This is a genomic window from Polaromonas sp. JS666, assembly GCF_000013865.1.
Classification (GTDB): domain Bacteria; phylum Pseudomonadota; class Gammaproteobacteria; order Burkholderiales; family Burkholderiaceae_C; genus Polaromonas.
Window position 1 is genome coordinate 286,199 of record NC_007950.1, and the last position, 26,109, is coordinate 312,307.

The 26,109-nt window shown below is 59.2% G+C and carries 23 protein-coding genes and 1 pseudogene; 15 read left to right on the plus strand and 9 right to left on the minus strand.

Annotated elements, in window-relative coordinates; all coding sequences use genetic code 11:
• Positions 1-249 precede the first annotated feature (249 nt).
• A complete protein-coding gene (locus BPRO_RS29225) occupies positions 250-465 on the plus strand; it encodes a hypothetical protein (RefSeq protein ID WP_157046081.1) in 216 nt (71 codons plus the stop codon).
• A gap of 236 nt (positions 466-701) precedes the next feature.
• Positions 702-896: a hypothetical protein gene (locus BPRO_RS27655; RefSeq protein WP_041390737.1), complete on the plus strand. Its 195-nt coding sequence runs from the start codon at positions 702-704 to the stop codon at positions 894-896.
• Between the two features lie 171 nt (positions 897-1,067).
• Here BPRO_RS27655 and BPRO_RS27660 read toward each other — a convergent pair whose 3' ends face one another.
• Positions 1,068-2,030: an IS5 family transposase gene (locus tag BPRO_RS27660; protein WP_011486360.1), complete on the minus strand. Its 963-nt coding sequence runs from the start codon at positions 2,028-2,030 to the stop codon at positions 1,068-1,070.
• A gap of 98 nt (positions 2,031-2,128) precedes the next feature.
• Between BPRO_RS27660 and BPRO_RS27665 the strand changes: the two genes are divergently transcribed.
• Positions 2,129-5,050, plus strand: coding sequence for a hypothetical protein (locus tag BPRO_RS27665; RefSeq protein ID WP_041390739.1), 2,922 nt, complete (start codon positions 2,129-2,131; stop codon positions 5,048-5,050).
• 36 nt (positions 5,051-5,086) lie between these two features.
• Here BPRO_RS27665 and BPRO_RS27670 read toward each other — a convergent pair whose 3' ends face one another.
• The 4 genes from BPRO_RS27670 to BPRO_RS27685 form a co-directional block, all read right to left on the minus strand.
• Complete coding sequence (locus BPRO_RS27670) at positions 5,087-5,677, minus strand: plasmid pRiA4b ORF-3 family protein (protein WP_011486362.1); 591 nt, start codon at positions 5,675-5,677, stop codon at positions 5,087-5,089.
• A 51-nt stretch (positions 5,678-5,728) separates the two neighbouring features.
• Positions 5,729-7,342 carry an IS66 family transposase gene (locus tag BPRO_RS27675; RefSeq protein WP_011486363.1) on the minus strand — a complete coding sequence of 538 codons (1,614 nt, stop codon included), beginning with the start codon at positions 7,340-7,342 and terminating at the stop codon, positions 5,729-5,731.
• Between the two features lie 86 nt (positions 7,343-7,428).
• Positions 7,429-7,776, minus strand: a complete 348-nt coding sequence (tnpB, locus tag BPRO_RS27680; protein WP_011486364.1) for an IS66 family insertion sequence element accessory protein TnpB — start codon at positions 7,774-7,776, stop codon at positions 7,429-7,431.
• Positions 7,773-8,168 (minus strand): IS66-like element accessory protein TnpA, encoded by a 396-nt coding sequence (locus BPRO_RS27685; RefSeq protein WP_011486365.1) that lies wholly within the window; start codon positions 8,166-8,168, stop codon positions 7,773-7,775. The genes tnpB and BPRO_RS27685 overlap by 4 nt, the downstream gene beginning before the upstream one ends.
• A 168-nt stretch (positions 8,169-8,336) precedes the next feature.
• On the opposite strand from BPRO_RS27685, the gene BPRO_RS27690 reads away from it, so the two are divergent.
• The gene (locus BPRO_RS27690; protein ID WP_041390741.1) at positions 8,337-10,838 is read left to right on the plus strand and encodes a hypothetical protein; all 2,502 of its coding nucleotides are present in this window, start codon (positions 8,337-8,339) and stop codon (positions 10,836-10,838) included.
• Positions 10,839-10,845: 7 nt separating this feature from the next.
• Here the strand turns inward: BPRO_RS27690 and BPRO_RS27695 are convergent, their stop codons facing one another.
• Positions 10,846-12,069, minus strand: coding sequence for an ISL3 family transposase (locus BPRO_RS27695; protein WP_011486367.1), 1,224 nt, complete (start codon positions 12,067-12,069; stop codon positions 10,846-10,848).
• Positions 12,070-12,134: 65 nt separating this feature from the next.
• Between BPRO_RS27695 and BPRO_RS27700 the strand changes: the two genes are divergently transcribed.
• From BPRO_RS27700 to BPRO_RS27715, 4 genes and pseudogenes are all read left to right on the plus strand, one after another.
• Complete coding sequence (locus tag BPRO_RS27700) at positions 12,135-13,241, plus strand: hypothetical protein (RefSeq protein WP_011486368.1); 1,107 nt, start codon at positions 12,135-12,137, stop codon at positions 13,239-13,241.
• Between the two features lie 329 nt (positions 13,242-13,570).
• Positions 13,571-13,792, plus strand: a complete 222-nt coding sequence (locus BPRO_RS27705; protein WP_041390742.1) for a transposase — start codon at positions 13,571-13,573, stop codon at positions 13,790-13,792.
• A gap of 93 nt (positions 13,793-13,885) precedes the next feature.
• Positions 13,886-14,463: pseudogene (gene istA / locus BPRO_RS29230) on the plus strand (IS21 family transposase); the annotation flags it as partial.
• Positions 14,464-14,649: 186 nt separating this feature from the next.
• On the plus strand, positions 14,650-15,231 hold the full coding sequence (locus tag BPRO_RS27715) for a DUF4158 domain-containing protein (protein ID WP_081430613.1): 582 nt from the start codon (positions 14,650-14,652) through the stop codon (positions 15,229-15,231).
• On the opposite strand, the gene BPRO_RS27720 is transcribed toward BPRO_RS27715, so the two are convergent.
• Positions 15,135-16,457 (minus strand): IS110 family transposase, encoded by a 1,323-nt coding sequence (locus BPRO_RS27720; protein ID WP_011486371.1) that lies wholly within the window; start codon positions 16,455-16,457, stop codon positions 15,135-15,137. The two genes, BPRO_RS27715 and BPRO_RS27720, sit on opposite strands and share 97 nt — an antisense overlap.
• 261 nt (positions 16,458-16,718) lie before the next feature.
• On the opposite strand from BPRO_RS27720, the gene BPRO_RS27725 reads away from it, so the two are divergent.
• The 3 genes from BPRO_RS27725 (at position 16,719) to BPRO_RS27735 (ending at position 20,042) form a co-directional block, all read left to right on the plus strand.
• Positions 16,719-19,256: a Tn3 family transposase gene (locus tag BPRO_RS27725; RefSeq protein ID WP_011486372.1), complete on the plus strand. Its 2,538-nt coding sequence runs from the start codon at positions 16,719-16,721 to the stop codon at positions 19,254-19,256.
• Positions 19,257-19,335: 79 nt separating this feature from the next.
• Positions 19,336-19,638, plus strand: coding sequence for a type II toxin-antitoxin system MqsR family toxin (locus BPRO_RS27730; protein WP_011486373.1), 303 nt, complete (start codon positions 19,336-19,338; stop codon positions 19,636-19,638).
• A gap of 2 nt (positions 19,639-19,640) precedes the next feature.
• Positions 19,641-20,042: a type II toxin-antitoxin system MqsA family antitoxin gene (locus tag BPRO_RS27735; RefSeq protein WP_011486374.1), complete on the plus strand. Its 402-nt coding sequence runs from the start codon at positions 19,641-19,643 to the stop codon at positions 20,040-20,042.
• Here BPRO_RS27735 and BPRO_RS27740 read toward each other — a convergent pair.
• Positions 20,006-21,616: a tyrosine-type recombinase/integrase gene (locus tag BPRO_RS27740; RefSeq protein ID WP_232291617.1), complete on the minus strand. Its 1,611-nt coding sequence runs from the start codon at positions 21,614-21,616 to the stop codon at positions 20,006-20,008. The two genes, BPRO_RS27735 and BPRO_RS27740, sit on opposite strands and share 37 nt — an antisense overlap.
• Complete coding sequence (locus tag BPRO_RS27745) at positions 21,613-22,545, minus strand: DNA-binding protein (protein ID WP_011486376.1); 933 nt, start codon at positions 22,543-22,545, stop codon at positions 21,613-21,615. Before BPRO_RS27745 ends, BPRO_RS27740 begins: the two co-directional genes overlap by 4 nt.
• Before the next feature lie 545 nt (positions 22,546-23,090).
• On the opposite strand from BPRO_RS27745, the gene BPRO_RS27750 reads away from it, so the two are divergent.
• From BPRO_RS27750 to BPRO_RS27765, 4 genes are all read left to right on the plus strand, one after another.
• Positions 23,091-24,167, plus strand: coding sequence for an alkene reductase (locus BPRO_RS27750; RefSeq protein WP_011486377.1), 1,077 nt, complete (start codon positions 23,091-23,093; stop codon positions 24,165-24,167).
• A 45-nt stretch (positions 24,168-24,212) separates the two neighbouring features.
• The gene (locus BPRO_RS27755; protein WP_011486378.1) at positions 24,213-24,824 is read left to right on the plus strand and encodes a TetR/AcrR family transcriptional regulator; all 612 of its coding nucleotides are present in this window, start codon (positions 24,213-24,215) and stop codon (positions 24,822-24,824) included.
• Positions 24,825-24,892: 68 nt separating this feature from the next.
• Positions 24,893-25,480, plus strand: a complete 588-nt coding sequence (locus BPRO_RS27760; RefSeq protein ID WP_011486379.1) for a hypothetical protein — start codon at positions 24,893-24,895, stop codon at positions 25,478-25,480.
• 91 nt (positions 25,481-25,571) lie between these two features.
• A complete protein-coding gene (locus BPRO_RS27765) occupies positions 25,572-26,015 on the plus strand; it encodes a DUF883 domain-containing protein (protein ID WP_011486380.1) in 444 nt (147 codons plus the stop codon).
• Positions 26,016-26,109: the final 94 nt, after the last annotated feature.

A 26,109-nucleotide genomic window follows, 5' to 3' on the forward strand; every position in this document is an offset into this window, starting at 1 on the left:
GCTCGAGTTCGTTGTCGCCGCAGCGACTGACTACGACACTGATTGATCAGCCTACATGGCCCATTTGTATCTACACTTTGGCACATTTTCGATGCCGCTAATGGTGGGAGCGCCCTGTACCGTTGCTTACGCTGAATCTCCCACCGGCATAACAACTTACGCATCGGGATGTGGATCAATTGCCATGGGTCCTGGGGCAATAACATTCGCTATCGCGGCTTGAGTGCTTTCAAGCATTGCGCCAGGTCCATGGAAGACCATCTCAGCCTGGTGCCCGTGTTCATGACACTGACGGATGGCATCGCGGCATTTGCCCCGCAGGGCAAGGCCAAGCCTTACGGCATGGGATCATTGCCTGCTCGTGTTCGAAAAAAAGCCGTTCCAAAAATGCTCCCATACCCAGCAATTCAAAACGAGGTGCCCTCAGGGGTCTGGCCTTTCTCGGTCTGGACAGGCCCTATTTAAATTCGCCGATGCTGGTCCGGCCCGAGCCCTCAAGGAGGGCAAGTCATGAGGTCGCTGCAGGTTAAACAACCGGCATCCCTGTCCCTGCGCTACCTCTAGTTTGGTTCGACTACACATCGCGCGCGTGCCGCCAGATTGTTCAATGGGGAACAAAGTTTTGGGCGACGCGGATCCGGGCGGGGTCAAATCGAGCGGCAATTTTTGTCTGCCCACCCTTAACCCATTGGACCAACCCCATGTCAATAGTGACCAAGCCGACAGCCAAACAACTCGATAAACTCTCGGCGACGCAAGTGCTCGCGCTGGGCCAGGACTATCTGGGTATGCTGGGCGCCGCGCAGGCCGTGGGCCTGAAGGCCGGCAAGGACAGCTTCCTGGGCAGGCTAGGCAGCACGCCTCTTCTTTGCCCCAGGCGTTTGTGCAAGCCCTGAGCGGCGCGCAGCTCAACGCGTTAAGGCAACACTGAACAAGCCAGTGTTTTTGGACCACCCATCGATTTCTTTGCGTAATGTGGACTAGCCTGGGTTCAGGTGCGCGTCATTCGACGAATTACGCCCCGAATTCGAGGCCCTGGGCGCATTTCGCGCTCACTGCGGGCGGACTTATGCCGCCAAGCGTGCACGCGCCAAGTAGATGTTGGCCAGCCCGAGTGCAACAAACGCCCGCGTGGCGTTCTTCGCAAGGCCGCGATAGCGAACCTTGTTGAATCCCCACAGCCGCTTGACCACCGCGAACACGTGCTCGACGCGCGCTCGGATCCTGGACTTGTTTCGATTCTTTCCGCGCTCGACCTCATCGACCACGCCGCCCTTGCGGGTGCGCTGGTTGGTGAAGTCCTTGGCTTGCTGCGCCTTCGATTCGATCTGCGCCTTCTGGCTGGCGTAGGCGCTGTCGCCGTATACACGCTGCTCGTTGCCGTGCAGCAGATCGGGCAGCGGGTGCTTGTCATGCACGTTGGCCGGCGTCACCATGGCGCTGTGCGTCAGCCCCGTCTGGCTGTCCACCCCGATGTGCATCTTCATGCCGAAGTACCACTGCTGGCCCTTGCGTGTCTGGTGCATCTCGGGGTCGCGCGTTTTGTCGGCGTTCTTCGTCGAGCTTGGCGCCGCAATGATGGTGGCGTCAACGATGGTGCCTGTGCCGACTTTCATGCCCTGGGCTTGCAGCACCTCGCCCACCTTCGCAAACAGCGCCTCACCAAGCTTGTTGGCTTCGAGTTTGCGCCGAAACTTCAGCAGCGTCGTGCCGTCGGGCACCCGCTCACGGCCCAGGTCGATGCCCACGAAGCGCCGCAGTGCCGCGCTGTCCAGCAGCGCTTCCTCGCAGGCCTCATCGGCCAGATTGAACCAATGCTGCACGAAGTACATGCGCAGCATGCGCTCCAGACCGATCGGCGGGCGGCCATTGCCCGCCTTGGGATAGTGTGGTTCGATCACCGAGCACAACTCTTGCCACGGCACGATCTGATCCATCGTGCCCAGAAATGCATCGCGCCTGGTCGGCCTGCGGTACTGTTCGAATCCGGCCCCTTGATCGGCGGACATGGCGAGAGTTTGTTGCTTCATCGAACCACAACGCGCCACCCCGCCGACGCGTGGACTTAATCAGCGTTGCCTTAAGCCCTACGGCGACCTCAAGCCTGAGGTACGAGTGGCTCAGGTCATTGGGCAAGAAGCAGGCACAGGATTTGCTCAACGGAGACCAGACATTCCTGGGCGAGCTTGGCGGCGGCTTGGGGTATGGGTACCTGAGTGCTGAGTTTGTAGGTGCGCTGCAGGTGAGCCAACTGCTGCAAATCCGCCAACCCGCGCAATTGAGCAAGGAGGCACTGGCAGGCCTGAGTGCAGAGCAGGCTAAGGGGCTGGTCGGGAACATATCCTTTCTGTCCAACCTCTCCAGCAACGCAGCAGGCCTGACGGCAAAGTTCCTGCAGGCGCTGAGTCTGTCGCAAGTGGGCCAGATCACCGCGAGCATGAGCAGTGCGATGACGTCCGATCAGATCAAAGCGCTAGTGTTCCAACCCAAGGACCACAACTCCAACCCCAACGGCTACTTTCTGCTCAACGCATTGAGCGCAGCGGCGGCAGCGGCGTTGACGACAAAGGCGCTTGGCAACCTGGACGGCTCGGATGCGATCTTGCTCAGGGTGCGGACGGGGATGAGGACGACAACGTTGCTGTCTAACCTGCAGGGCAACGCACAGGGGCTCACCGCCGCCTTCATAGGGTCACTGGACACGGCGCAGCTGAACTTGCTGACACCAACTGCAGTGGCCGCGCTGACGCCATCGGCGCTGGGCGCGCTCGATGCAAACGATGCAGCGAACTTGCAGCAGGCCGCAGGGCCGACGTTTGTGGCAAGGCTGCAAGCCAATGCCAGCGGCCTGAGTACGGCCTTCCTGGGGGCGCTCACCACAGTGCAGATCGCGGCGATCAGCGCTACAGCCATGGCCGGCCTCACGGCTGCGCAGCTCGGCTCGTGGACCACCACCCAGATCAAGGCGCTCACCACAGTGCAGATCGCCGCGATTACCAAGGCGGCCTTTAGCGGCCTGACGAAGGCGCAGCTCGACTCCTGGAGCACCGCCCAGATCGGCGCCCTGTCTGCTGCTGTGGTGAGCGGTATCACAACCGATCAGTTCAAAGCCTGGTCAGGCGCGCAGATCAGCGCACTGTCTACTGATGCGGTGAGCGGCTTCACGGCCACGCAGCTCGGCTCGTGGAGCGTGACCCAGATCGATGCACTCAAGCCAGCGCAGATCGCGGCGATCACCCCCGCCGCCATGGCCGGTCTGATGGCCGCGCAGCTCGGCTCGTGGAGCGTTAGCCAGATCGATGCGCTCAAGCCAGCTCAGATCAACGCCCTCACGGTCGCCGCCATGGCCGGCCTCACGGCCACGCAGCTCGGCTCGTGGACCACCACCCAGATCAAGGCGCTCACCACAGTGCAGATCGCCGCGATTACCAAGGCGGCCTTTAGCGGCCTGACGAAGGCGCAGCTCGACTCCTGGAGCACCGCCCAGATCGGCGCCCTGTCTGCTGCGGCGGTCAGCGGTATCACAACCGATCAGTTCAAAGCCTGGTCAGGCGCGCAGATCAGCGCACTGTCTGCTGATGCGGTGAGCGGCTTCACGGCCACGCAGCTCGGCTCGTGGAGCGTGACCCAGATCGATGCGCTCAAGCCAGCGCAGATCAACGCCCTCACGGTCGCCGCCATGGCCGGCCTCACGGCCGCGCAGCTCGGCTCGTGGACCCCCGTCCAGATCAAGGCATTCACCACAGCGCAGATCCCGAAGATCACGGCCGCCGCCATGGCCGGCCTCACGGCGGCGCAGCTCGGCTCCTGGACCACCGATCAGATTGGCGCCCTGACAGCGACCCAGGTGCCGTTCCTGGGGGACGCGGTGCTCGCGGCCTCCGAAAGCCGGCTGAGCCCGGCGCAGCTGGGCTCGCTCAGCCTGGCCCGCCTGGCCGCCGTAGCGCAATTGCTGACGCCAGAGCGCCTGGCGCACTGGAGCGAGATCGGCCTGCTCCCCTACCTGGTCCCTCTGATGGGTCAGCCCGCCTTTGACGCGGTGGCCCTGAAGGCCCCGCAAGCGATGTTGGCCTATGCCCTGGCCGAGCAGATCCGCGGTGCCTCCGGCGCCGCCCTGCAGGCGCTGGCACCCTTGATCAACACCGCCGACAGCCTGGAGCCGCTCAAAGCCCTGCTGCAGGCGCCCAACATCACCAAGGCGTCCTTTCTGGCCATTGGCTATGACCTCGTTGCAGACGCCCTGCAGACCTATGATGACCTGGCTCTGTCGGTCACCGAGCAGGGCTGGTTCAATGCCTCTGGCCATGGCCGCATCCTCAAGGACATTGCCAGCCTCACCCAGGCCGATCTGGCCACCAAGAAGTACGAGTGGGTGGCCAAACACATCTCCGAGCTGAGCCATACGCAGCGCTCCTGGCTCACCATCGGGCAACTGGTCGATACTTCGCCGGCAACGATTGATCTGTATGGTCAGGCGGACAACTTTATTACGGCACTGGCCCTGGCGAAGCCCAAGCTGCAACAGCAGCTCACGAAATCGCCTTTGTACAAACTCACTGATGCGGAATTCCAGGCCCTGGACGGCAAGCTCCTGTTGCAGGACATCGCTGTCCACATCATCTTTACCAATCCAGCGGCAGGTACCTGGGATTGGCTGCGCGGAAATGACACTAGCCAAACCAACTCGCTTTTTGTGCTGAGCGGCATGCTCGATGACCGCCACATCACGCTGATCACGGCCGAACAGTGGGTGGGCAAAGATGCCGACGGCCAAACATTACTCGACCGCATGATTGGCAGCAACTTCAGCAGCGAGAAGCGTCCTCATTACCTGCCTCTAATTACCGCCGACACCTGGGCAGCTCCCGTGGCCGACCCCGCCAACCCGGGCTCGACCATCCCGCTGATTGATCTGCTGCCGGCAACGCCCGAGGTTATTCACCTGCTGTCCGCACAGTTGCTGGGCACTTCGGTGATAGATCCGTTTGATTCGCTCCCCATCCTGGGCAGCGAGGACGGTGATGACAACGATGCGGACGGTGATGCGTAATAGCGCGGTGAATACCGTACTTGACAGCGTAGGCGATCAGATGGTGATGCCGTCAAGGCGTTCCTGAGCTTCCATCGGGTCAAACTCGCTGGGGTCGAATGCGCCCCCACATCGTTGGAGCATGGCCTGATGTTCAGGGTGTTGTGGATCACGAATGGCTTCGAGGAATTCTTCATAGCCCGGTGCACCACCAATGTCTTCTGGTGGACAGGCGTTTCTGCCGGTCATGCACATCGCCGTGTCCAGCGGCACGCCCAGATCCACGATGCGCTCCAACTTGACCTTGTGAGCCCAGTAGTCGCCATAGTCATAGACCCAGGTGAATGAAGTCGAACCTGCCAGGGCCTTCACCAGGGATACGCGGGACTCATCCTCGACGCCGGGCTCCATTTCCTCATCGGCCTGCCCATACATGGCATCCGCAAAGATGAATTCATGCAGGTGCCCGCCTTGCCAGCCCATGACCGCCAGCAAGATGTGATGAAGCTTGGAGAGCTTGATGGTGCTCGGCACACCGATGCGTCGCCACACAGCAGGTTTGACGCCTTTGAGCTCTACCCGAAGTTGATACGACTTCGTTGACTTCGAACGAGTCTTTGCTGGAAGCTTAAAAAGTTGCGCAGTCATGCGGACAATTTTCGCATCCGTGCCAGATGCCTGGCAAATCGCAGAGTGCGCTCAGGCTGCCAACGGCAGGGGCTGCGCAACACCACGTCCCAGATGCTTGGCCACTGCCCAGGGAAGCAGTTCATCAATTCGGTTAATGGGATGGTCTGCAATGCGCTCCAGCACATAACGCAGGTAGGTCTGTGGGTTGATGCCGCACAGCTTCGCTGTGCCAATGAGCGTGTAGATCACCGCTGCCGTGTGCCCCCCGCCATCAGAGCCAAAGTGCAGATAGTTTTTTCTGCCAATCGCGACCCCTCTGAGGGAGCGCTCGGCAATATTGTTGTCCGCCTCAATGCGCCCGTCATCAAGGAACTGCGTTAACGCCCGCCAGTTGCTAAGGCTGTACCCAATGGCCAGCGCCATGGGTGATTTGGCCGATATTTGACTCAGCGCGGCGTGCAGCCACTCGTGCATTTCTTCCAGAACCGGTCGCGTTCGTAATTGCCGCTGACTTCGTCGAAGTTCGGCGCTCTGTCCCCGGATGTCAGACTCCACCGCATAGATTTTGGCAATCCGTTGCAAGGCCTGATGCGCCAAGGTGCCAGGTAAAAGCTCCTGCTGCTTGTGGATTTCAAAGTGCTTTCGTCTCGCGTGAGCCCAGCATGCAGCTTCTACAACGCTGCCATCATTAAAAAGCGCGTTGTATCCGGCAAACGCGTCGACCTGCAGCACACCGCGAAACCCTTTGAGATGTTGCCTGGGGTGTTCGCCCCGGCGATCCTCTGAGTATTGGAACCATACGGCTGGATGTGCGGTATCACCCCAACTGCGGTCGTCCCGGACATAAGTCCAGAGGCGGCCCAGGTGGGCCTTGCCTTTGCCCCCACCCAGTGCACGCGTGGGGGTGTCATCACTGTGGACCTTGTAGGCCTGCAGCGCATAGCGGCCGACCGCCTGCGCCAGGGGAGTCAGCAGCGCGCCCCCGCTGCCCACCCAGCCACACAGTGTGGAGGGGGCCAGGATCACGTCTTCGCGTGCACTAATTTGGCTTTGCCGGTACAGAGGGCAGTGGTCGGCGTATTTGCTGACCATCACATGTGCAATCAAACCGGCGCCGGCCATGCAGCGATCAATCGGACGGCTCGGTGCTGCAGCCTGGGTCACCGTGTGGCATTGGGTGCAGGCAAACTTCGGGCGGATGTGGCGAATGACTTTGAAGCTGCCGGGTTCATAGTCCAGCACCTCAGAGACGTCCTGTCCAATTTGCTGCAGACCTGTTCCACATGCACCGCATTTGCAATCGGCGGCGCAGGCACTGTGGATCACCTCTTCGCGGGGGAGATGCGCAGGCAATCCAGGCTGGACCGGCTTTGCAGATTTCGTGCGGCGCTTCTTGCGTTCATCTTCGAGGTCAGCAACATTGCTGCCTGTCGCACCGTCTTTTACATCGTCAGTTGGTGCACCGGCAGTCACCAGCGGTGCGAGTGCCGCGCTCAGGAGTTCAAACTGGGTCTGGGCGGCATCCATCTTCTCGCTGGAGCGGCCGTAGCGCATGCGCTTCAAGTGGGAGACTTCAATCTTGAGCTTCTCTATCATCTGGCGCAGTGCCTTGATCGTGACGTCGCGCTGTGTCACATCCTGCGTCAAGGAATCAATGGTTTGGAGCAGCGCCTGGGAACTCATAGGGCATGACTTTGCCAGCAAATTTGCCAATGGAACAGAGCACTTTCACTGTCAACCAAACCACTCATTCCTGCAGTGCAAAACGCCTACATCGCACGCGTCGGTTGCGTCGTGCGAACCGGCATTCGCCAGTCAATTCCTTCGAGCAGCATGGACAGTTGCGCTGGTGTCAGAACCACCGAACCGCTCAAGGCCTGTGGCCATATGAAGCGGCCTTTCTCAAGCCTCTTGGCAAACAGGCACAGCCCCTGTCCATCCCACCATAGCAACTTTACGATGTCACCGCGCCGACCCCGAAACACAAAGACATGGCCGCTAAACGGATCCTGCTCCAACGCGCCTTGCGCAAGGGCGGCCAGGCCATCAAAGCCACGGCGCATGTCGGTCAGTCCGCCAGCCAGCCAAATCCGCGTGCCCGACGGCAAGCCGATCACGCGGTCTCCCGAAGTGCCATCAGGACGCTGCGCACACTGGCGGGATCGACGCTGCCACGCAGCAGCAAGCGGGCACAACCAATCTCAACCTCGATGACGCTCTCCTTGCTCGCAGGCCTAGCGGTTGCGGGTGCAGACACGGCTAGAAACGATTCTTGATGTTCGACGGACACAGGCAGAAGCACGGGCTGGCGAGCTGCCATTGGGGAACGTTTGCGCTCTAGTTTGGCACGCCTCCACTTGAATACCAAATTGGCATTGAGGCCATGCTCCAGGGCAACGGCGGCCACAGATGCGCCGGGTTGTTCGATCAGTTCGAGAAGCTTGCGTTTGAAGGCCGCACTGTGCCTGCGCTTTGTGTTGATGACAGGGGATGAATTCGACTCTTGCATGGTGTGCACTCTGGACAGTTAAGTGCACACCTCCAATGGAGTGCATCTTCTGCCCATACTGCCCGCCACCTCAAATCTCCGCAAGAACGGTATTCACCGCGCTATTACGGTGATGCGGGCACCGATGGCCCCGCGCCCTCCGTCTACCACACGGCCCTGATCAACCTCTTGACCGATGCGCAGATCGCCGCTATTGATCCGCAGGCTTTGGTGACGCCCCTTGACGCCGCCGTCGATCCCGATGACCATGGGCGTCAGTTGGCGGGCAAGAAGTACCGCACGGTTCTAGACAAGATGAATCGCAAACAACTGCTCGCGCTCACAGCTCGAGAGCTAATGACAGAAGTGACTTTTCCGGATGGCACAACAAGGCCATTGATTACGGCCTTTCCTCTCGACAATGGCGTCGATTTGTCGTATCTCGAATCTTCGGTGTTGATCTATCGAGTTAATGGCGTTCGGCTCGTGGACAGATTGAACTCACAGCAATTTGCGATGGTTTCCTCGGCCCAGTGGGCGGATCAATTCGTCGCTTCCGACGAGATGCAGACCGGTTCCGCTATCAACTTCCTAGCCAAAGAGCAATTTGACCTTCTACTGGAGGCAAGAGGGGCTGCATTGCTGCTGGCCCCGGTAAGGAACCACACCACTTACCTCATTCGGCTACTCGATGATGAGCGATTCAATCAGGTTTTTCATTACCCATGGACCAACCCTCAGGATCTTCTGACCCTTTTTGCGGAGGCAGACACCCGGCAATTGTATACACTTGATCGTCAGGCATTGGAGTCTCTCATTGAGGCTGGATTGCTGAACCAGCTCGATGGTACCGGGCAACCTTTGTTAAGCGATGTCCGCTTCAATGCGCTCAATCGCCTTGCATTACTCGGCAATGAGGCTGCTTTCTATCCAGACGCCGGGCGGTTTGACGCTTATTTGCAGCAATTCAATGGGGCTGAAACCTTGGTCAACAGTGTTCTAGACGGACACATGGGCGCCAGCTCTCTTGCCCGGCAAGACGTGCAGCGCCTGACACCTGAACAGGCTGCAAAAATATACAAAAAGTTGGGGGCGAAAGAACGAAGCTACTTGACTGTCGCCCAAACCACCTATCTGCTAACTCAGCCAAGCACCGGCATCTCATTCGACATCATCAAGGATTTCGATCGAGCAGTTCAAGTTGCCACCATAGAGCTCTGGCTAGGAAAAATTTTTCAACAAAAGTATCGCCGAGAATCTTTCGAACGTTGGGTACAACAAATAGGGCTTACTTTTCAGGACGTCGCACACCTAGGGTATGCAGTAGAAATGCTGCCTATCGAAATGCGTACTATCTTAGTACGAAGCATGACCATTGACGATGTTCTTGCTAACCTGTGGTGGTTTACGCGGCAGGAAATTGAGGGAATACCCGTCCCCTTCTTCAGCCAGCAGATCGCGAGTGGAGAAACAAGCCTTTTACAGGCATTGGACACCGCTGGGGTTCTCAATATAGCCATGTGGATGATGCTTGGGAGCGATGTAGATGAAGATGAGATAGTCAGTGGACTGCGCCCAACACAAATCTCTCTCTTGGAGCCTAAAATTCTTTCGCGTATTGCAAACGACCTCGGGAATGCGCAAATTGCAGCATTAACTTTCTTTCAGATTGACCAGTTACAGCCCCGCACCGCACACCGATTAGCACCATTTCTCAGTGGGCCTCAGACCGTCCGGCTTTTCCAACGCGACGACGACGATTATGACAGCTATACACTGAACGCTGACTCTTTCGCATATGTAGTCAACCACAGAGTTGAGGTATCTGAGCAGATAAATCTTTGGTTGACGAGAGAGATTGAGGAGTTAAGCGATGGGACCTCCCCACATTTCAACCATCCGCCGTTGGTCGCCGCGTTGTATGAATACTTCAGCGACGCGCAGCGCTTGCTGGTTTCAGTGGCCGCCATTCAAGGCATGACCCGGGACGAGGTGGCCCAAATGCTCGACGCTGTCCCGCTGGCGCAGCACATCGCATCGCTGACACCGACGCAACTGGCCATGATGGACTCGCAGCGCCACTTGATCGTCAACACGCTGACCCCAGCGCAGTTCGCGGCCCTGACCGTGGATCAGCTCAGGGGAGTTGATAGCGAAAGCGGTCAACCGCTCGCGACCCTGTTGGATGCCGCGCATTTGCGCCTGCTGACGCCTGGAGTTCTTGCCGGGATATTTGACCAGTTGGGGATGGAGCAAATCACCATAGCGGTGGTGCAGCGCCTGGAGGTGGGACCTTGGCTTCTCGATCTCTTGACCCTGCCAGCGTTCCTCCCCGACTATGTTGCGTGGCTCTCGCCGGAGCAACTGCTAACGATAGTGCAGATAGTGGACTCTAACCAATTTGTGCTCGGACAGGCCCTGAGTCCTCAACAGATACCCTATCTCACCGTTGCGCAGTTGACGGCAAGACTGGATCGCACCACAAGCCTTCATCGGGCGGGGCCTTTGGTCCGCGAACTCCGCGAGGCACAGGTCACTGCGCTGACGCGGGCGCAGATTGCGAGTGGCGTGCTTTTTGAGATGATGCCCGCGCTTCAATTTAGAGACCTGACGTACCAACAGGTACTCGGCGCCCTGGAAGATGAACACTTTCCGATTGATTATTTTGGATCTTCGTTAATTCCACTGTGAATTTTTTCTAGGCCATCGCCAAGTTCAACTTGCCACAATGAAACAGAATCCTTGCCCGGTAGTTGGTGAAGTTGCGAAACCCACGGGCATTTGCCTTGATGAGTTGGATGGCGCTGTTGAAACCTTCCGCACAGGCATTGCTGATTCTGTGCTGGCTGAAGTTGAGTAGCCCTTCTTCGTGGCGCCTGAGCATCTTGACGACCTTTTTGACAGGCTCCAACTTGCTGCGCATCGCGTTGTTCGACCAGGCTTTGAAGAAGCGTTTGGCAGCACCCTTGTAGCTGTAGCTCCAGAACTGGGTGAAGTTTTCCTTGATACACCAAGCTCTGCTGGTTTTCAGATTGAGCTGGTTCAAGGCCCGAAACGAGATGGCTTCAGCGCTGCGTCCATCGGGGTACTTCTTGAGCCATGCCCATTTGCTGCCAGCCAAGGGGGAGGTTCCTGCTTGGGACAACTTGCGGTGCTCCTGCTTTCTCACCGCATCCACTGCCTCGCCGAGGTACTTGGAGATGTGAAACTTGTCATGCACGATGTCCGCCTGCGGCATGCATTGTCTGGCGGCACTCATGTACGCCGGCCACATGTCCATGGCCACCGCCTTGACCGACAGGCGCTGCGCCGGCGTGAGTGTTTCCAACAAACCAACGGCCGCTTCAAGCTTTCGCTCTGGCACCAGGTCCAGCACCCGCGAGCGGTCAATGTCGGTCAGAATGCTGGCGTAGGTGTGCCCCCTCTCGGAACTCTTCTCATCGATGCCAAGATGCGAAATCTCTTCTTCGGTGCGCCGCAGCATGCCTCTTTCCACGGCACTGACCATGATGGCGTTGACCGTGCTCCAGGACAGTCGTGTGAGCGTGCATACGGCTTGCGTGGTCGGACAGGCCTCAAGCAGTTTGATGACAAAGCCGGCCATCAGCGTGGTGACCCGGCTGTAGCGCTCGGCCCAGGGCACCGTCAATTCCTCGACCGTGCCGTCACCGTATTTGAGCTGGGGAATACGTGCCTTGATGACCGTCTCGAACTGGCAGGTATCGAGGTGGCGCCACTGGCGCTCGCTCCAACCATTGACGTGTGCTCTCTTGGTCGCATCAGTTGGGTCCGCCCACACCTGGCCCTTCTTCAAAACAACTTCGACCACCACACGCTGCTCCGCCAAAGACAGGTCCACCTTCTTCACCGACCAGGGCGACTTCAGTCCAAGAAGATGTTCATACAACGCGGTGTCCTTCATATTGATCTTGATAATTTTGAAAAAAAGGATTTTCCTGCAGCGAGCAAAAAATCACAGTGAAATTGATGAAGAACCATTATTTTTATGAGCTAAGCCCGCACGTTGTCGGTGATCTGAACAGCAATCCTGCAGCCGTCGATCAGTTCGGTCTGACCGAACCCATTCACACATACCTGCAAGGACTGGAAGTATTCAGGCTCTATGGAGATGACCTGGGCGCCGTCTACGAATTCCTGTCCTACGCACAGCAGCTACAACTGACGAGGGCGCAGGTGCAATCAATCCCGGCGCAGCGGCTGGCGCATATATTTCTGGCCCTGACGGATGACCACCTGGCGATGCTTACCCCTGCGCAACTGGGGGGGGCGAACGGTATGGTTAGCTACCTCAGTCCGCAGGAAATTGGCCAGCTCAAAGGGCCGCAACTCCTGGCTGTCGGTCATTTCTTGTCGCGAGATCAAATTGCATCACTTTCTCTCAGCCAGCTAACGCCAGCGTTTGTTGCCGCCATGACGACGGCGCAAATCGCAGGTCTGACAGTCAGTCAACTGAGCCAGCAAGTCGTCGCGGACATGCGGGGCGATCAGGTCGGTGCCCTCAGTGAAACCCAGGTGCTGCGACTGGCCGAGGCAGGGGTGATGCTCAACCAGGTGCAGTTCGACGAACTCGCGCCAAGCATAGTCGCCTACAACCTGACCGAGTTCGAGCAGGCCTATGGAGACGTGCTGCTGGACAACTATTTTGTTAATTTGGACGCATCCAGCTGGTCGACTTTGGAGCAAAGAGACGACTTGCGGTCCGATGCGCCGCATATGCTTGAGTTCCTCACCCACACACAGCAGCACAATGCAAGTTTCGTGGACGTCATCCGAACCTTCGACGTGCCCGCCTGGCTGGACCCGGTGCACACGAACGACGCGCCACCTGTGGCGCTGCTGGCCCCGGACCTTGTGAACAACATAAGCCCCACCGTGCTGACAGAGGTGGTGGAGATTGGCACTCAGTGGGAAGATGTGGCGCATCAGCTAACGCCAGATCAGTTGAGGGCCATGCCTCAGAACCTATTTATGACAATCAGTGCAACCTTTAACAATGACAACCTGCAATTCAGAGACCCGGCCAGCCAGGCCACCGTGCAGCAACTGTTCTCGCAGTATGGACCGCCTCCGTAGCAATCAGCCGTCACGGGCTTCACGTGCATCCGCATTGAGACCCGCTTCAGGGGTTCCACGGTTGGGTCGAGGACTGGCGCGCCGACCTTAGGCTCCGGTGGGTGATCCACGGTTTTCACCGTGGCCCTCAGTCCGGCTACCATCGTCACGTTTCCAGCCCGGTTCTGTCGCAATAAGCGTAAACGACAATCCAGCTCATGCTTGATTTCCGCAAGAGTTCGATTATTGGTGCCTTGCGCAAGGTGCTCATTCGTAAGCGGCCAGTTCTCCCACCTTGCTAGACGTACCGACGTGGGCGATGCTGTCCATCTAACTTTAGATGGGTGCGTATGGATATCAAAGAGAAGCCGCGCCGGCGGCACAGCAAAGAACTCAAGGCGCGGGTTGTGGCTGCGTGTGCGGTGCCGGGCGCATCGGTTGCTGCGGTAGCGCAGTCCAACGCGCTGAACGCCAATCTGGTGCATCAGTGGCGCCGAGGTCGAGGTTTCACCTTGGAACCGGCCGCTACGAAACCAGCGCCGGCCCCGCTGTTGCCGCCGACCGAAAACTGACCCACTTGAGGCTACTGTGCCGACTCAAAACTGACCCAGGTGTTTTACTTGCCTTGCCTATTTTTTGGGCAGGGAAAAAACAAGGTGATCACCATGGAAATGTTGGGAAGAATTCGACGCATGCATCTACGCGACAAGGTGTCGCTGCATGAAATAGCCAAGCGCACGGGACTGTCGCGCAACACGGTACGGAGCTGGCTGAGGATGCCACAGGAAGTGCAGGTTCCGACGTACAGCCGCACGGCTGGGTTTAGCAAGCTCAGTGGTTTTGTTGCCGAACTGGAGCAGTCGCTCAAAGCCGACGCACTGGCCCCAAAAAGGACAGACGTACAGCACGCGCATTGTTTGCGCAAATCAAGGTCAGTGGCTACGCCGGAGGCTACACCCGCGTCACCGACTACATCCGAGCCTGGCGCGCCAGCGCTGGCAAGGACGTCAAGGCATTCGTGCCACTGAAGTTCGACCTGGGCGAAGCATTCCAGTTTGACTGGAGCGAAGAAGGCATGGTGGTGGGCGGCATCTATCACCGCATGCAGGTCTCCCACATGAAGCTGTGTGCCAGCAGAGCCTTCTGGCTGGTGGCCTACCCCAGCCAGGGCCACGAAATGCTGTTTGACGCCCATACGCGGTCCTTCAGCGCGCTTGGAGGGGTTGCCCGACGTGGCATCTGGGGTGCTCTTGTTTTTAGTGCGTTTTAGGACGTTTCAGGAGCCCCTATCCATGCGGGTTTCCAGGGGTCGGTATCTCGCAACCCGCATGGATGCTTGATTCTCTGACCCCCTCACTCCGGAAACCCGCATGGGGCCTACATTCCGTGTTGGCGGCACGATTTCAAACAGTTTGTAACTGTCCCGGCCTTGACCGCCCGCAAGCCGATAATGCCCAGCTCAAAAGCAAAATCAAGGATTCCAGTGGAACATTGGAGAGCGCCCTTCCTGGGACTGCGTGACATCCCGGCAGCCCTGGACGACTTCGAACTCACGACCTTTTTCTCGTACAGCGCCGCCGAACTGGCGGTCATCCGGTCTTTACGTAAACCGCTGCATCGGTTCGGCCTGGCCATCCACATGGGGTTCATCCGCATGAGCGGACGCACCCTGGATGCGGTGGACAGAATCCCGAAAGCGCTGTGGAGCCATCTTGGCACCCAGCTCGGCATCGAACCGCCCGAGATGGGCACGCTGCGTTCCCTCTACATGGAGCGCATGCGCACGCTGTCCGAACACCAGCAACTGGCCTATAGGACCCTGGGGTTCCAGCAAATGACGGAACACCAACGACGCTACATGGTGCGCTGGCTGCGCGAAACCCTCACAAGAAACAGAATCGGTTCCGGCTGTTTTTATGCTGCCGAAGAAGTTGGATTGATCTGGAAGCCGAGCGCGGCGGCGCGGCGCTTGAGGGCGGCGATTGAACGCTGGCGCTGCTGTTCTTCGTAGCGTTGCTGCCCCTGGTCAACGAAGCCTTCACCGCGGGTCAGCATGAAATACACCATGCGCGCGAGCTTGTGCGCCGTGGCGGTATTGGCCCGAGGCTTGTCCATGCGGCTGCACAGTCGCCGATAGAACGCCCCAAGCGCGGAGCCGCTGTGCGACAGGCTCATCGCGGCCATCTTCAGGGCTTGGCGCACCCGGTTGGCTGATCGCTTGGTCTTGGCCGACAGCACTTTGCCCCCGCTGATCTTGGTGCCCGGGCACAGGCCCAACCAAGAGCAGAAATGCTTGACGTTGGCAAAGCGGCTCAAGTCCGGGCCAATTTCAGAAAGAATCTTCATCACCGCAGTCAAACCCAGCCCGTTGATGCGCGTGAGGTCCACCCCCGCCCAGTTGGCCAGGGTCTGGCGGGCGTCAAACTCCTGGCGCAGCTTGCTGCCAGCGCGTGGCACCTTGCCCAGATCGATCTTGCGCTGGCCCAACTCGACCAGCAATGACTGCAGCTTCACGTCGCACTCGGCCATGTGGCGTGCAATGTCGTCGTACATCGCCAATGCCTGGGCAAGCACGAACAGGTGCTCTTCGCGCCAGTTGCCGGTCAACGCCTTGGTGATTTCCTCAGCACTTGCCTTGATGCGGCTGTGGCGGTGCCGCGCCAGCGCCTTGGGGTCGCGCTCGCCGGCAACGATCTCGCGGATGATCGCCTGCCCGGTCATGCCCATGACATCGCTGAGCACCTCGGTGAGCTGGATGTTCATCTGCACGAGGGCCTTCTGCATGCGCTGCACCCAACTGGCCTGCTCGGTGAGCAGCACCTCGCGCTGGCGGGCCACGGCGCGCACGACGCAGACCTCCCTGTCAGGGCGCCAGGCTGCGCGCAGAAACCCCAGGCTCATCAGCTTTTGCAACCACTGGCAGTCCTGCACATCGCTCTTGCGCCCGGGTACGTACTTCATCTGCCGTGCATCGACCAGCCACACCTTCAGCCCGCGCTGCTCCAGCACCTCGTACACCGGAATCCAGTACACGCCGGTGGACTCCAGCGCCACCGTATCGACCCCGCACGCGAGCAGCCAGTCGGCCAGCGCACTCAAATCGTCGGTCATCGCCCCGAACTCGCGTACCGACTCCTCGGACAAATGCGCCGGTATCGCCACCCAGTGGCTTGATGCACCGCCATCGATCCCCGCAGCATTTGGAAACACCTCGTCTTCTCGCTTGCGAATTGCCATGGCTTACTCCAAAATTGTTGACGAACGGCAGCGCCATGGGAAGCGTCGAATTTGACTCGATCTCACAAACGGGATGCGCATCGCTGCGCTCACCAATGTCGCCGACGATTCCCGGACCATGCTCAATAACGGGCTCACTCAGCGGTGATGGCGATCACCGCAAGCTCGCACCAATGACTTGTCGGTCATCTCGGCGCTGCCGTTCACCTTGTAGCGCAAATCTGTTTCTTCGGGAACGCCTGGCCCGCGCGCGGGATTGGGATGCTCAATAGCCGCTCGGACCACACCTCGCTTCTTCCAGAGACCAAGCGCTGGTTCTACGACCACCGCATACTGCAAATTGCGCCCCGTGAACTCAAAAGCCTGATAGCTGGTGCACTCAAAGACCATGAAGCGCAACAGCTCAAGGCGATTGAGCATGCGTATGGCCAGCAAAAGCTTCAGGAGTGGGAGTTGGCCCTGAACTCCAAGACCAAGGATGGCACCCCATTGCAATCCTGGCTGTGGGCGGCACCGCTGAAGCAGTCCACGGTCCAGATCACCCAGTTTTTTGACAAGGTGGACCATTTGCGCACCATGGGTGTTGCCGACCATTGGCCCGCCACCGTGAATGACGCGGCCGTTCGCCACTATGCCCGGCGTTGCGCACACCGCGCGCCATCGGTCAGCAAGCGCATTACCCCGACACGCCGCAGTCTGGAAGTCGCGTGTTTTCTGCGCTATGCCCTGTGCACGTCCTCGGACCAGTTGCTTTTGATGCTGCGCCGCTGGATTCGCAAGATGGCCAACGATGCCGCGCGCGAAACCACGCCCAGCTATGCGGACGCCCACGCCAAACTGACGAAGTTTGCGCTGAGCGTCAAAAAGCTGGCCAACGAGGAAGCGCTTTCGCACGCCGATCTCAAATCCAAGCTGGTCGAAGTGACTACTGCGGTACTGACCGACCCCAAAATCAGCCGCTCTGCGCTGGCAAGAACCTACCTGGTTGATCATCCAAACCAGTCGCGTGCTTTGTTGGGCAGGCTGCTGACGCTGCCTCTGGCCGCCCAGGCAGATCATCCAGTGATGCAAGCGCTGGAAGTGCTGCGCAAAACCTACGCCGCCCGTGCGACATCCCTGGCCACGACACCAACCATCAAACTGGGGAACCGGTGGCAGAAGGTGATCGCTGGCGCCGACCGCCAGAAGGCCCTGGCCGCGTTTGAATGGGCGACGCTATTTGCCTTGCGCATGGCGCTGCGAAACGGTTCCGTGTACCTGGATCACAGCTTCGTGTTTCGCAGCCAGGCCACGCTTTTCATCACCAGGGAAGACTGGCAAAAGAGTCGGGACATGCACTATTCCCAACTGGGCCTCTCCATGGACCCCAAGGAAACCCTGGAGCCGTTGGCAGAACACCTGGAAAAGCGGCTGCAAGACTTTGCTGCGGCCGCGTCATCTGGCCAAATTCAGGTTGACGCTGACGGCATTCACCAGGAGCGCAAGGTGGCCAGTCCTGAAGAGGTTCGGGTGACCGCGTTGCGCCGCGCCCTGATGGAAGGCAGACCACTGGGCCAGTTGCCGGAAATCGTGTTGGAGATTGACAGCGCCGTGCGGTTTAGCTGGATGCTGTTGGGCCGCGAACCCAACAGCCGACGAGAGCTCCTGATGGTCTACGCGGCGGTCTTCGCCCATGGCACCTCGATGTCAGCGTCTGACGTATCGCGCATGATTCCGGAATTGCCGGTGGAGGCGGTACGCCAGACCATGAAGCGTCTGAGGGATGAACGCCGGTTGCGCCAGGCCAGCGATGCTGTCGTCCAGTACCTGCACCGGTTTGAAATTGCCAAGCACTGGGGCCGCTCGGATCTGGCGTCCTCGGACATGATGAGCCTGGAGACCGAGCGCGCCATTTGGCAATCGCGCGCCGATCCACGGCGGAAAACTGCATCCATTGGGATCTATACCCATGTTCGGGACGGCTGGGGCATTGTGTACGACCAGCCCATTGTGCTCAATGAGCGCCAGGTCGGGGTCGCCATCGAAGGTGCTATTCGGCAAAGCGCGGTGGAAGACGTGGGCCAACTTGCCGTCGACACCCATGGGTACACGGATTTCGGCATGGCGGTGGCCAAGCTGCTCAGGTTGGACCTGTGTCCCTGCCTGGCGGACATCAAGCACCGCAAGTTGTACGCGCTCAAAGGCTACACGGTGCCGGACGTTCTGGATCGAGTCGTGGCTTGCACTCTGGAGCTTTCTGTCATGGAGGCTGTGCTTGACGAATTGGTGCGCATTGCGGCGTCCATTCGCAGCGGTCAGTGCAGTGCCGTACAGGCGTTGACCCGGTTCGGATCTGCCGCGCGCGGCCAATCCGTTTATGACGGCGGCGTTCAGTTCGGGCAGTTGCTATGCACGATCTTCAAGGTGGACTATTTGTTGAATCCGCTGTTCAAATCTGAGATCCGTCATGCGCTCAACCGTGGGGAGTCCTCCCACACCTTGCAGCACGCCATCCATTCCGGGAAGATTCCAGCAGCGCTTTCCAAGCGCACGGAGTCGCTCGCGGCCGTGTCGTCGGCACTGAGCCTTTTGTCCAACAGCGTGATGGCGTGGAATGCGGGGCACATGCAACCCGCTTGGGAGGGGATCAAGGCTGCTGGCGGCGAGCCACTCACTGAGGATCTGCGCCGCGTTGCGCCCACCAACATTGAGGGGATCAACCTGCGCGGGACGTTTGATTTTCCGGTGGAGAAATTTGCTCAGCGAATTCTGCCCAGCTCTGTGAATCTCAAAGATTTGGGTAAGAGGCGTATCGCATGATGAGGTAGTCCGCTGGGACCGCCAAAAATTCCGCGGCTACCCTACTTGTTAATTTAACCTATTGGGTTATAATGACGACATGGAAAAAGGCACTCCTCACTGCAAGCTGCCAGTCGTTCAAGCCTTGATCGAAGCCGGGAGGGTCCAAGCAACGGCAAGCGCCTTCGGCGGTGCTCGTGACTTGGGTATCAATGACCTGACTGGGATGTGCGCTGTTGTCATGTCGCTCACGTTCGCCAACTTCTACAAGAGCATGACGACCCATGCCGATCACCGGATTTGGCAAGACGTGTACCACGCCAAGACAGCCAACAGTGCCGATGTGTACTTGAAGCTAACCGTCATTGATGACGTTTTAATTGTTTCTTTCAAGGAGCTGTGACCATGAAATGCCCATGCTGCGGTGCCGCAGAACTGATCCACGACACCCGCGATATGCCCTATACCTACAAGGGCGAATCCACCACCATCCCAGCTGTGACAGGCGACTTTTGCCCGGCTTGCGGTGAGATTGTATTGAACCGTGAACACGGTGACCGCTACAGCGAAATGCTGGGCCAGTTTCAGCGCCAGGTGAACGCAGCCTATGTCGATCCCGGCTACATTGCCACCATGCGTAAGCGGCTTGACCTAGACCAGCGTCAGGCCGCTGAAATATTCGGTGGAGGGGTCAATGCCTTTTCTCGTTACGAGAACGGCAAGACCAAGCCACCATTGGCCCTCGTCAAGCTGCTCAAGGTGCTTGAGCGTCACCCAGATCTGCTCAACGAAGTCAGAGTCGCCTGACCTCGATTGGACACTCCCTCAATGCTCGCTCCATTGCCAAAACCAGCTTCCACAAATTCCCGCAAATGCGCCAAGTCAGTCTTCGCATACGCGGCAGTAGTCTGTACCGATGCGTGGCCAAGTAGCGCCTGCGCGGCGGGCAGTGGAACACGTTTGTCCACAACCAGCGTTCTGGCATAGGCATGGCGTAACCAGTGCGGCGACACGGTGCGCAGCAGCGTGCCACTCTGTGGATCGCCTTGCTCAATTTCTCGGGCCACCGCCAGCAGCACTGCTTTGACTTCGTTGTAGAGTCCGCGTGCGCCAAGGTACCCGGCCTTTTCCCCATGGATGAGCGGTATCTGTTCAAGGGTATCTGGCAGTTCAGGCAGGCCTCTTGCCAGTCGATAGCTCAACAGCACATGGGAGCAAATGGTGGGCAATGGAATTTGGCGAATCTTGTTGCCCTTGCCAACCACGGTCAGGGTGACGGCGCCAACTTTGTCGGACTCAACGCGTGGCAAGGCCTTCGATGGATTCCAGGCAAGCTCGGCAAGCCGCGCCCCGCTAAACCGGAACAAATGCCAGATTGCACAGCGGCGCCAGACGTTGGCATCGGCTGTTTGTAATGGCGGCGACGTCTGCAAGCTGCGCTCGATAAACGCATCGCACCGCGCCAAAAGCTCCGAACTCACCATGCGCGTTGGCGCAAACCCGGCTTGTGCCCTGGAGCCACCGGTAAGGCCTGCCGCGGGGTTGCCCTGTAAATATCCGGTGTTGTGCCAGTAGCGGTAAAGACTCGCCACGACCGCGAGCGAGCGCGCCTGTGACTTTTCTGCCATGGGCCGCATCTGTGCCGGCGTATCCCCCTCGAGCGGTTTGTTGCCAGACTGCATTTTCTGCATGCGCGACTTGTATTTCAGCAAGTCCTGCCGCGTCAGATCTGAGAGCGGCCCCAGGTTCTGCTCTTGGCACCAGGTGACCAATCGTTCTAACTCTTTCGTGTACGCCCTCCAGGTGTGCCTGGAGCGGCTGGTACGCTCACGCAAGAATGCTGACAGCGCCGCATAGTCATCGCTGGCGCCCAAGGTGTTGGTGTGTTCATGGGGGTTATAGAGCCTGCCGGTTCTTTGCAGCCAGGCGCGCAGTGCGAATGCAAATGGAACTTGGCTGTCGTTCGGGCTGGTTTGGGTGGTCTTCGCCGGCATGCCCGCCGTCACCAAACGAAACCGCGTTTTGTGCGACTTGAGCACCGCCAAAACAATGCTGGCCGGATCCGGCGCATCTGGCCCCGCCACCACATGCAGTTTGCCCTTTTGCCAATACTCCACGACTGCCGGGGCATTCAACAGGAGTTTGCAAACCCGCGGCTTTGCGCGCCGAGCGTGCGGCAGTGCCCCGTAAACCTTGATCAGTCGCTGCCAATTCCAGTTTTCGTACACCGGGTGCATCAGTGCGTTGGCCAGGTACTGGGCGGCAAGTTCTGGGGTGGTCGGTACCGCATGTGCTGGCTCCACGCCATGGTCTACCCACAATTGAGACGATGCTGGCAAAGCCGTCCCACGCACGGTGACCTCGGAATGCGTGTCAATCACGCGGCGGGCCTTTTAACGGTCCTACGCCGCTTGGCCAGACCCGGCGGTGGCGCCGGTACCGTATCGTGCGTGCGGCTCTTGAGGAACCCATCGACCTGGACCTTGAGCGATGTATTGATGTATTTCAAGGCGGACACTTCACCGGCCGCCTTGTCACGCTGCGTGCGCACTTCCAGCAAATCGGCTTCCAGTTGTTCGATCCGCCCCGCCAATGTGGCCTCCCGTTTTTCGGCAAACTTGGACTGGCTGGCCATGCGACTGACCTCCACCTGGGCAGTTTGGCGCTGTTGGGCGGTTTCTTGCAGCAGTTGCTTGGAGAGACCGTCGTAGCGCTCCCGGGCGGCGGCGATGGCCTCCATCTTTTCATCTTCCAGTGCCGCACGCGCCGCCAGCAATTCGGATTCGCGCCCACGGCTTGCCTGCAACTCGGTTTGAAGCCCGGCATTGCGTTCAGTCAACACGGCATTTTGCGACTTCGCGTGCGCCAGCTGGGTATCGCGCTCAGCCGCTGCTGCCCGCAATTCGGCGAGTTCCTGCAGCAGGACCTGGCTGCGAAGCTTTTCTTCGACCAGTTCACTTTTGGCGGCGTCCGCAATGCCCTGGGCCTGCGATTTGAGCTGCAGGACTTCGGTGAGCTGAATCCCCACGGCGGCCTGCCACAGCTGACCCATGAGTGCCGCAATGTCGGCCGGCACTTCCGGAATGGGCGGGATTTGGCTGTCGGCACCCACGATGTCCTTTTCCAGGGCATTGATTTCGTGGGCGATGGTGGCGGGGTTGCCGCCACCCAGGCGCTCGCGAACCTTTCGCACGGAGACGGCCCGTCGGAAGGAAGGCGTTGACGCCGTGCCGGCGATCCCGGCCTCCCGGAGCAGGCTGGAGATGGTTTCACGCACTTGGGCAGGGGTGGCGACGGTGGGACGCGGCATGGTGAGCAAAAACAGGTTTGTATAACATTGAAATATAACGTTAGACAATTAATTTTTCAAGGCTTTAAATACATCAATATCTGATAATTCTTATTATCAGAGCTATTGAGGCGTTGAAACGAGTCAGGCGTCGCTCATGCGGCCAGGCGGGGCCTGAAAAGGCTACAAAAACGGGGAATGGAGGGGGTCAGAGAATCCAGTATCCATGCGGGTTACAAGAGACCGACCTCTGGAAACCCGCATGGATAGGGGCCTCCCAAACGTCCTAAACCGCATCAAAAACAAGAGGACCCCCAGTTAGAGTTGCCGGACACAATGAAAATTGGTGTTTAATAAACGTTCGTTAAGCTCAAGGCAAATGGCAGCTTTAAAACTTCAAGGTTAGCCATTCGGCACAGGCCGCCATCCGGGTAGGGTCAACCGCCCGGACACCGGTTTTTGCCAGTGTGCCAAGCTTTTAGAACGGCCCTGTCATGACCCACGGAATGCCCAATCGGCGGCTTTGTTGAATGCGGATTAACTGAATCACTTTTAGGAGGTAAAACATGTCACGTCTATTCTCAAAAACCACGCTGGGATCACTCCCGCTGCAAAATCATCTGCTCATGTCGCCGTTGACGCGCAACCGCGCCACCGGCAACATCCCGAACGCGCTCATGGCGCAGTATTACGCGCAGCGGGCCACGGCGGGGCTCATCATCAGCGAGGGCACCTCACCGTCGCCCAACGGACTGGGCTATCCGCGCATACCGGGCATTTTTTCGGCCGAACAGATAGCCGGCTGGAAACAGATCACCGATGCGGTGCATGCCCAGGGCGGCAAGATGTTCATGCAGCTCATGCACTGCGGACGCATCGCCCATCCGCTCAATCTGCCCCAGGGCGCACGCGTGCTGGGGCCGTCGGCCGTGGCCGCCGCCGGTGACATGTACACCGACGCCGAGGGCCTGAAACCGAACGCCCTGCCGCAGGCGATGACCGAGGCCGACATCAAAACCGCCATCGAGGAGTTCGCCCAAGGCGCGAAGAACGCGGTGGCGGCGGGATTCGATGGCGTCGAGCTGCACGGGGCGAACGGTTATCTGCTCGAACAGTTCATTCGCCCGAACTCGAACCAGCGCACGGACGGCTACGGCGGCGCCATCGAGAACCGGGCGCGCTTCGTGCTCGAAGTCGCTGACGCCGTGATTGAAGCCATCGGCAAAGACAAGGTCGGCATCCGTTTATCGCCCTTCGGCGTGTTCAACGACATGCCGCTGTACGACGCGATGCAAGCTGATTACACCTGGCTGGCGCAGCAACTCAACGCCCGCGGCGTGGTCTACATCCACCTGGTCGATCACTCGGCCATGGGTGCACCCACCGTGCCGGACGCCATGAAAGCGGCATTCCGCCAATTATTCAAGGGCACCCTGGTTCTCTCCGGCGGCTACGACGCCGCATGCGCCGAGGGCGACCTGGTGGCAGGCAAGGCCGATCTGGTCGCCGTGGGCAGGCCTTTCCTGGCCAACCCCGATCTGATCGCACGCTGGCAGGCGGGCGCGGCGGTGAATGCGCCGGACATGAGCACGTTTTACACGCCCGGTCCCGAAGGCTATACGGATTACCCGACGCTGGCTTGACCGTAAAAAGGACAGTTTCACTTTTGAATTGATGGGTCTCTAACCATGGCGAAACAAGCTTTCAGACATACACGCGAAGAGATACTCGGGCTGTCGGTGCCGCTTTTCGCAACGATCGGCTTCGACGGGGTTTCGATGCGGGCTATCGCGGCTGCCGTGGGTGTGACGCCTGCGGCCCTCTACCACCACTTTTCGGACAAGGAGCAGCTCTGTCTGGAGGCTGTCGGCTACGCTTTCATGGAAAAGGTGGGGCCCTTGAAATCCCTTTTGGTCAGCGCAGGAGAACCCTGGAGCCGGCTCGAAGCATTCGTCATCCAGTTCACGCGCATGCTGGCCAGGGAGAAAGACTTCCGGCGCCTGATGCAATGGGTGCTGCTCGACAGCAATGAACCGCGCCTGCAAAGCCTGGTGGACTGCGTCTTTCGGGACCTGTTCAACGCGCTGCACAAGCTCGCCTCAAAGCTCGCCCCGGAGCATGATGCCCACTTGCTGGTCATCTCCATCATCGGCCTGGTGAACTACCCTTTTGAAACCCAGTCGGTGCGGCGTTTCCTGCCGGGCTACACCGATCAGCAGGAAGACCCCGAGGTCATTGCGCGGCATGTCATCGGCCTGCTGCGCCATGGTCTTGGCGCGGGCCACGACGAAAAATCATAGCAATGCCCCGACCAGGGCAAACGTGCGGAGCAGACGTCCCTGCTCCATGACTGCAAGGAGAAGCAACGATGAAATTGAAAACATGCCTGATCCTGTCGGCACTGATCGTCGGCGCCAGCGTACAAGCGGCGCAAGATCCCGCAGCCAAGCCGGCCGAGCCGGCCAAGGTGTCCGTGCTGCAAAAAGCGGAGGAAGGCGCGAAGAAGGCGGCAGCAGAAGCCAGGGAGGCAACGCACAAGGCTGCAGAGGCCGCCCAGCGGGCCGCGGAGAAGGCCGAGCAGGCCGTCAGCGACACCTCGCAAAAAGCTGCGGACGCTGCCCGGCAAGCGGCGCAGGAGGCCGATGAAGCCGCTAAAAAAGCAGTCCGCAAGACGGCAGAGGCCACTAAAAAAGCGACCGTAGCGACCAAAGAGGCCGCCCAAAAAGCCGAGGAAGCGGCCAAAAAAGCAGCGGCAGCCACCAAGGAAGCTGCACAGAAAGCCGGGGAAGCTGCCAAAAAAGCGGCCAAGTCGGGCAAGGAGGCAGCGCAGAAAGCGGCCGAAGCCACGCGGGACGCCGCACAGAATGCCTGGGAAGCAACCAGGGAAGCCGCCGACAAGGCGCTTGAAACGACCAAGGAAACGGCGCGGGACATCAAGGATGCGGTGACGAAATAAGCCTTTCCGGGCGGGCAGACTGGCTGCCCGGAAAACTATCACATCGCTGTGCTTTCGTTTTTCATTTTTATCACTGATAGAGAGGTTTTCCATGTCCGAATCCAACAAACCCGGCGCCACGAGCAAAGACAAACTGATCGCCGACATGAAGCGCATCGTCGCCGATGCCGATGAGCTCCTGCGCGCCACCGCCGATCAAGCGGGCGAGAAGGTCGCCGGCTTGCACACCCGTCTTCAGGAAAATCTGAAGGCGGCCCAGGACCGACTTGCCGAGTTCGCGGCCACGGACGTCGACAAAACCAGGCAAGACCTCCGGGACGCGCTGCAAAAAATCTCGGACGCGGCCAATCAAGCGGCTGAAGCCGCTGGGGACGCGGCGCAGAAGGCCGAGGATTCGGTCAAAAAGGCGGTCGAGTCCGGTAAAGATGCCGCCCAGCACGCCGCAGCAGCCGCCAGGGATGCGACCCAGAAAGCAGTTGCAGCCACCAGGGACGCTGCCGACAAGGCACTCGATGCGATGAAAAATTGGATGTGATGAGGGGAATGGCCCATAAGGCCAAAAACGCCATCAACAAGTAGTTCATGGCAAGCACGACCCGCCCACCGATGCGGCCGGGTCGTGTGGAAGA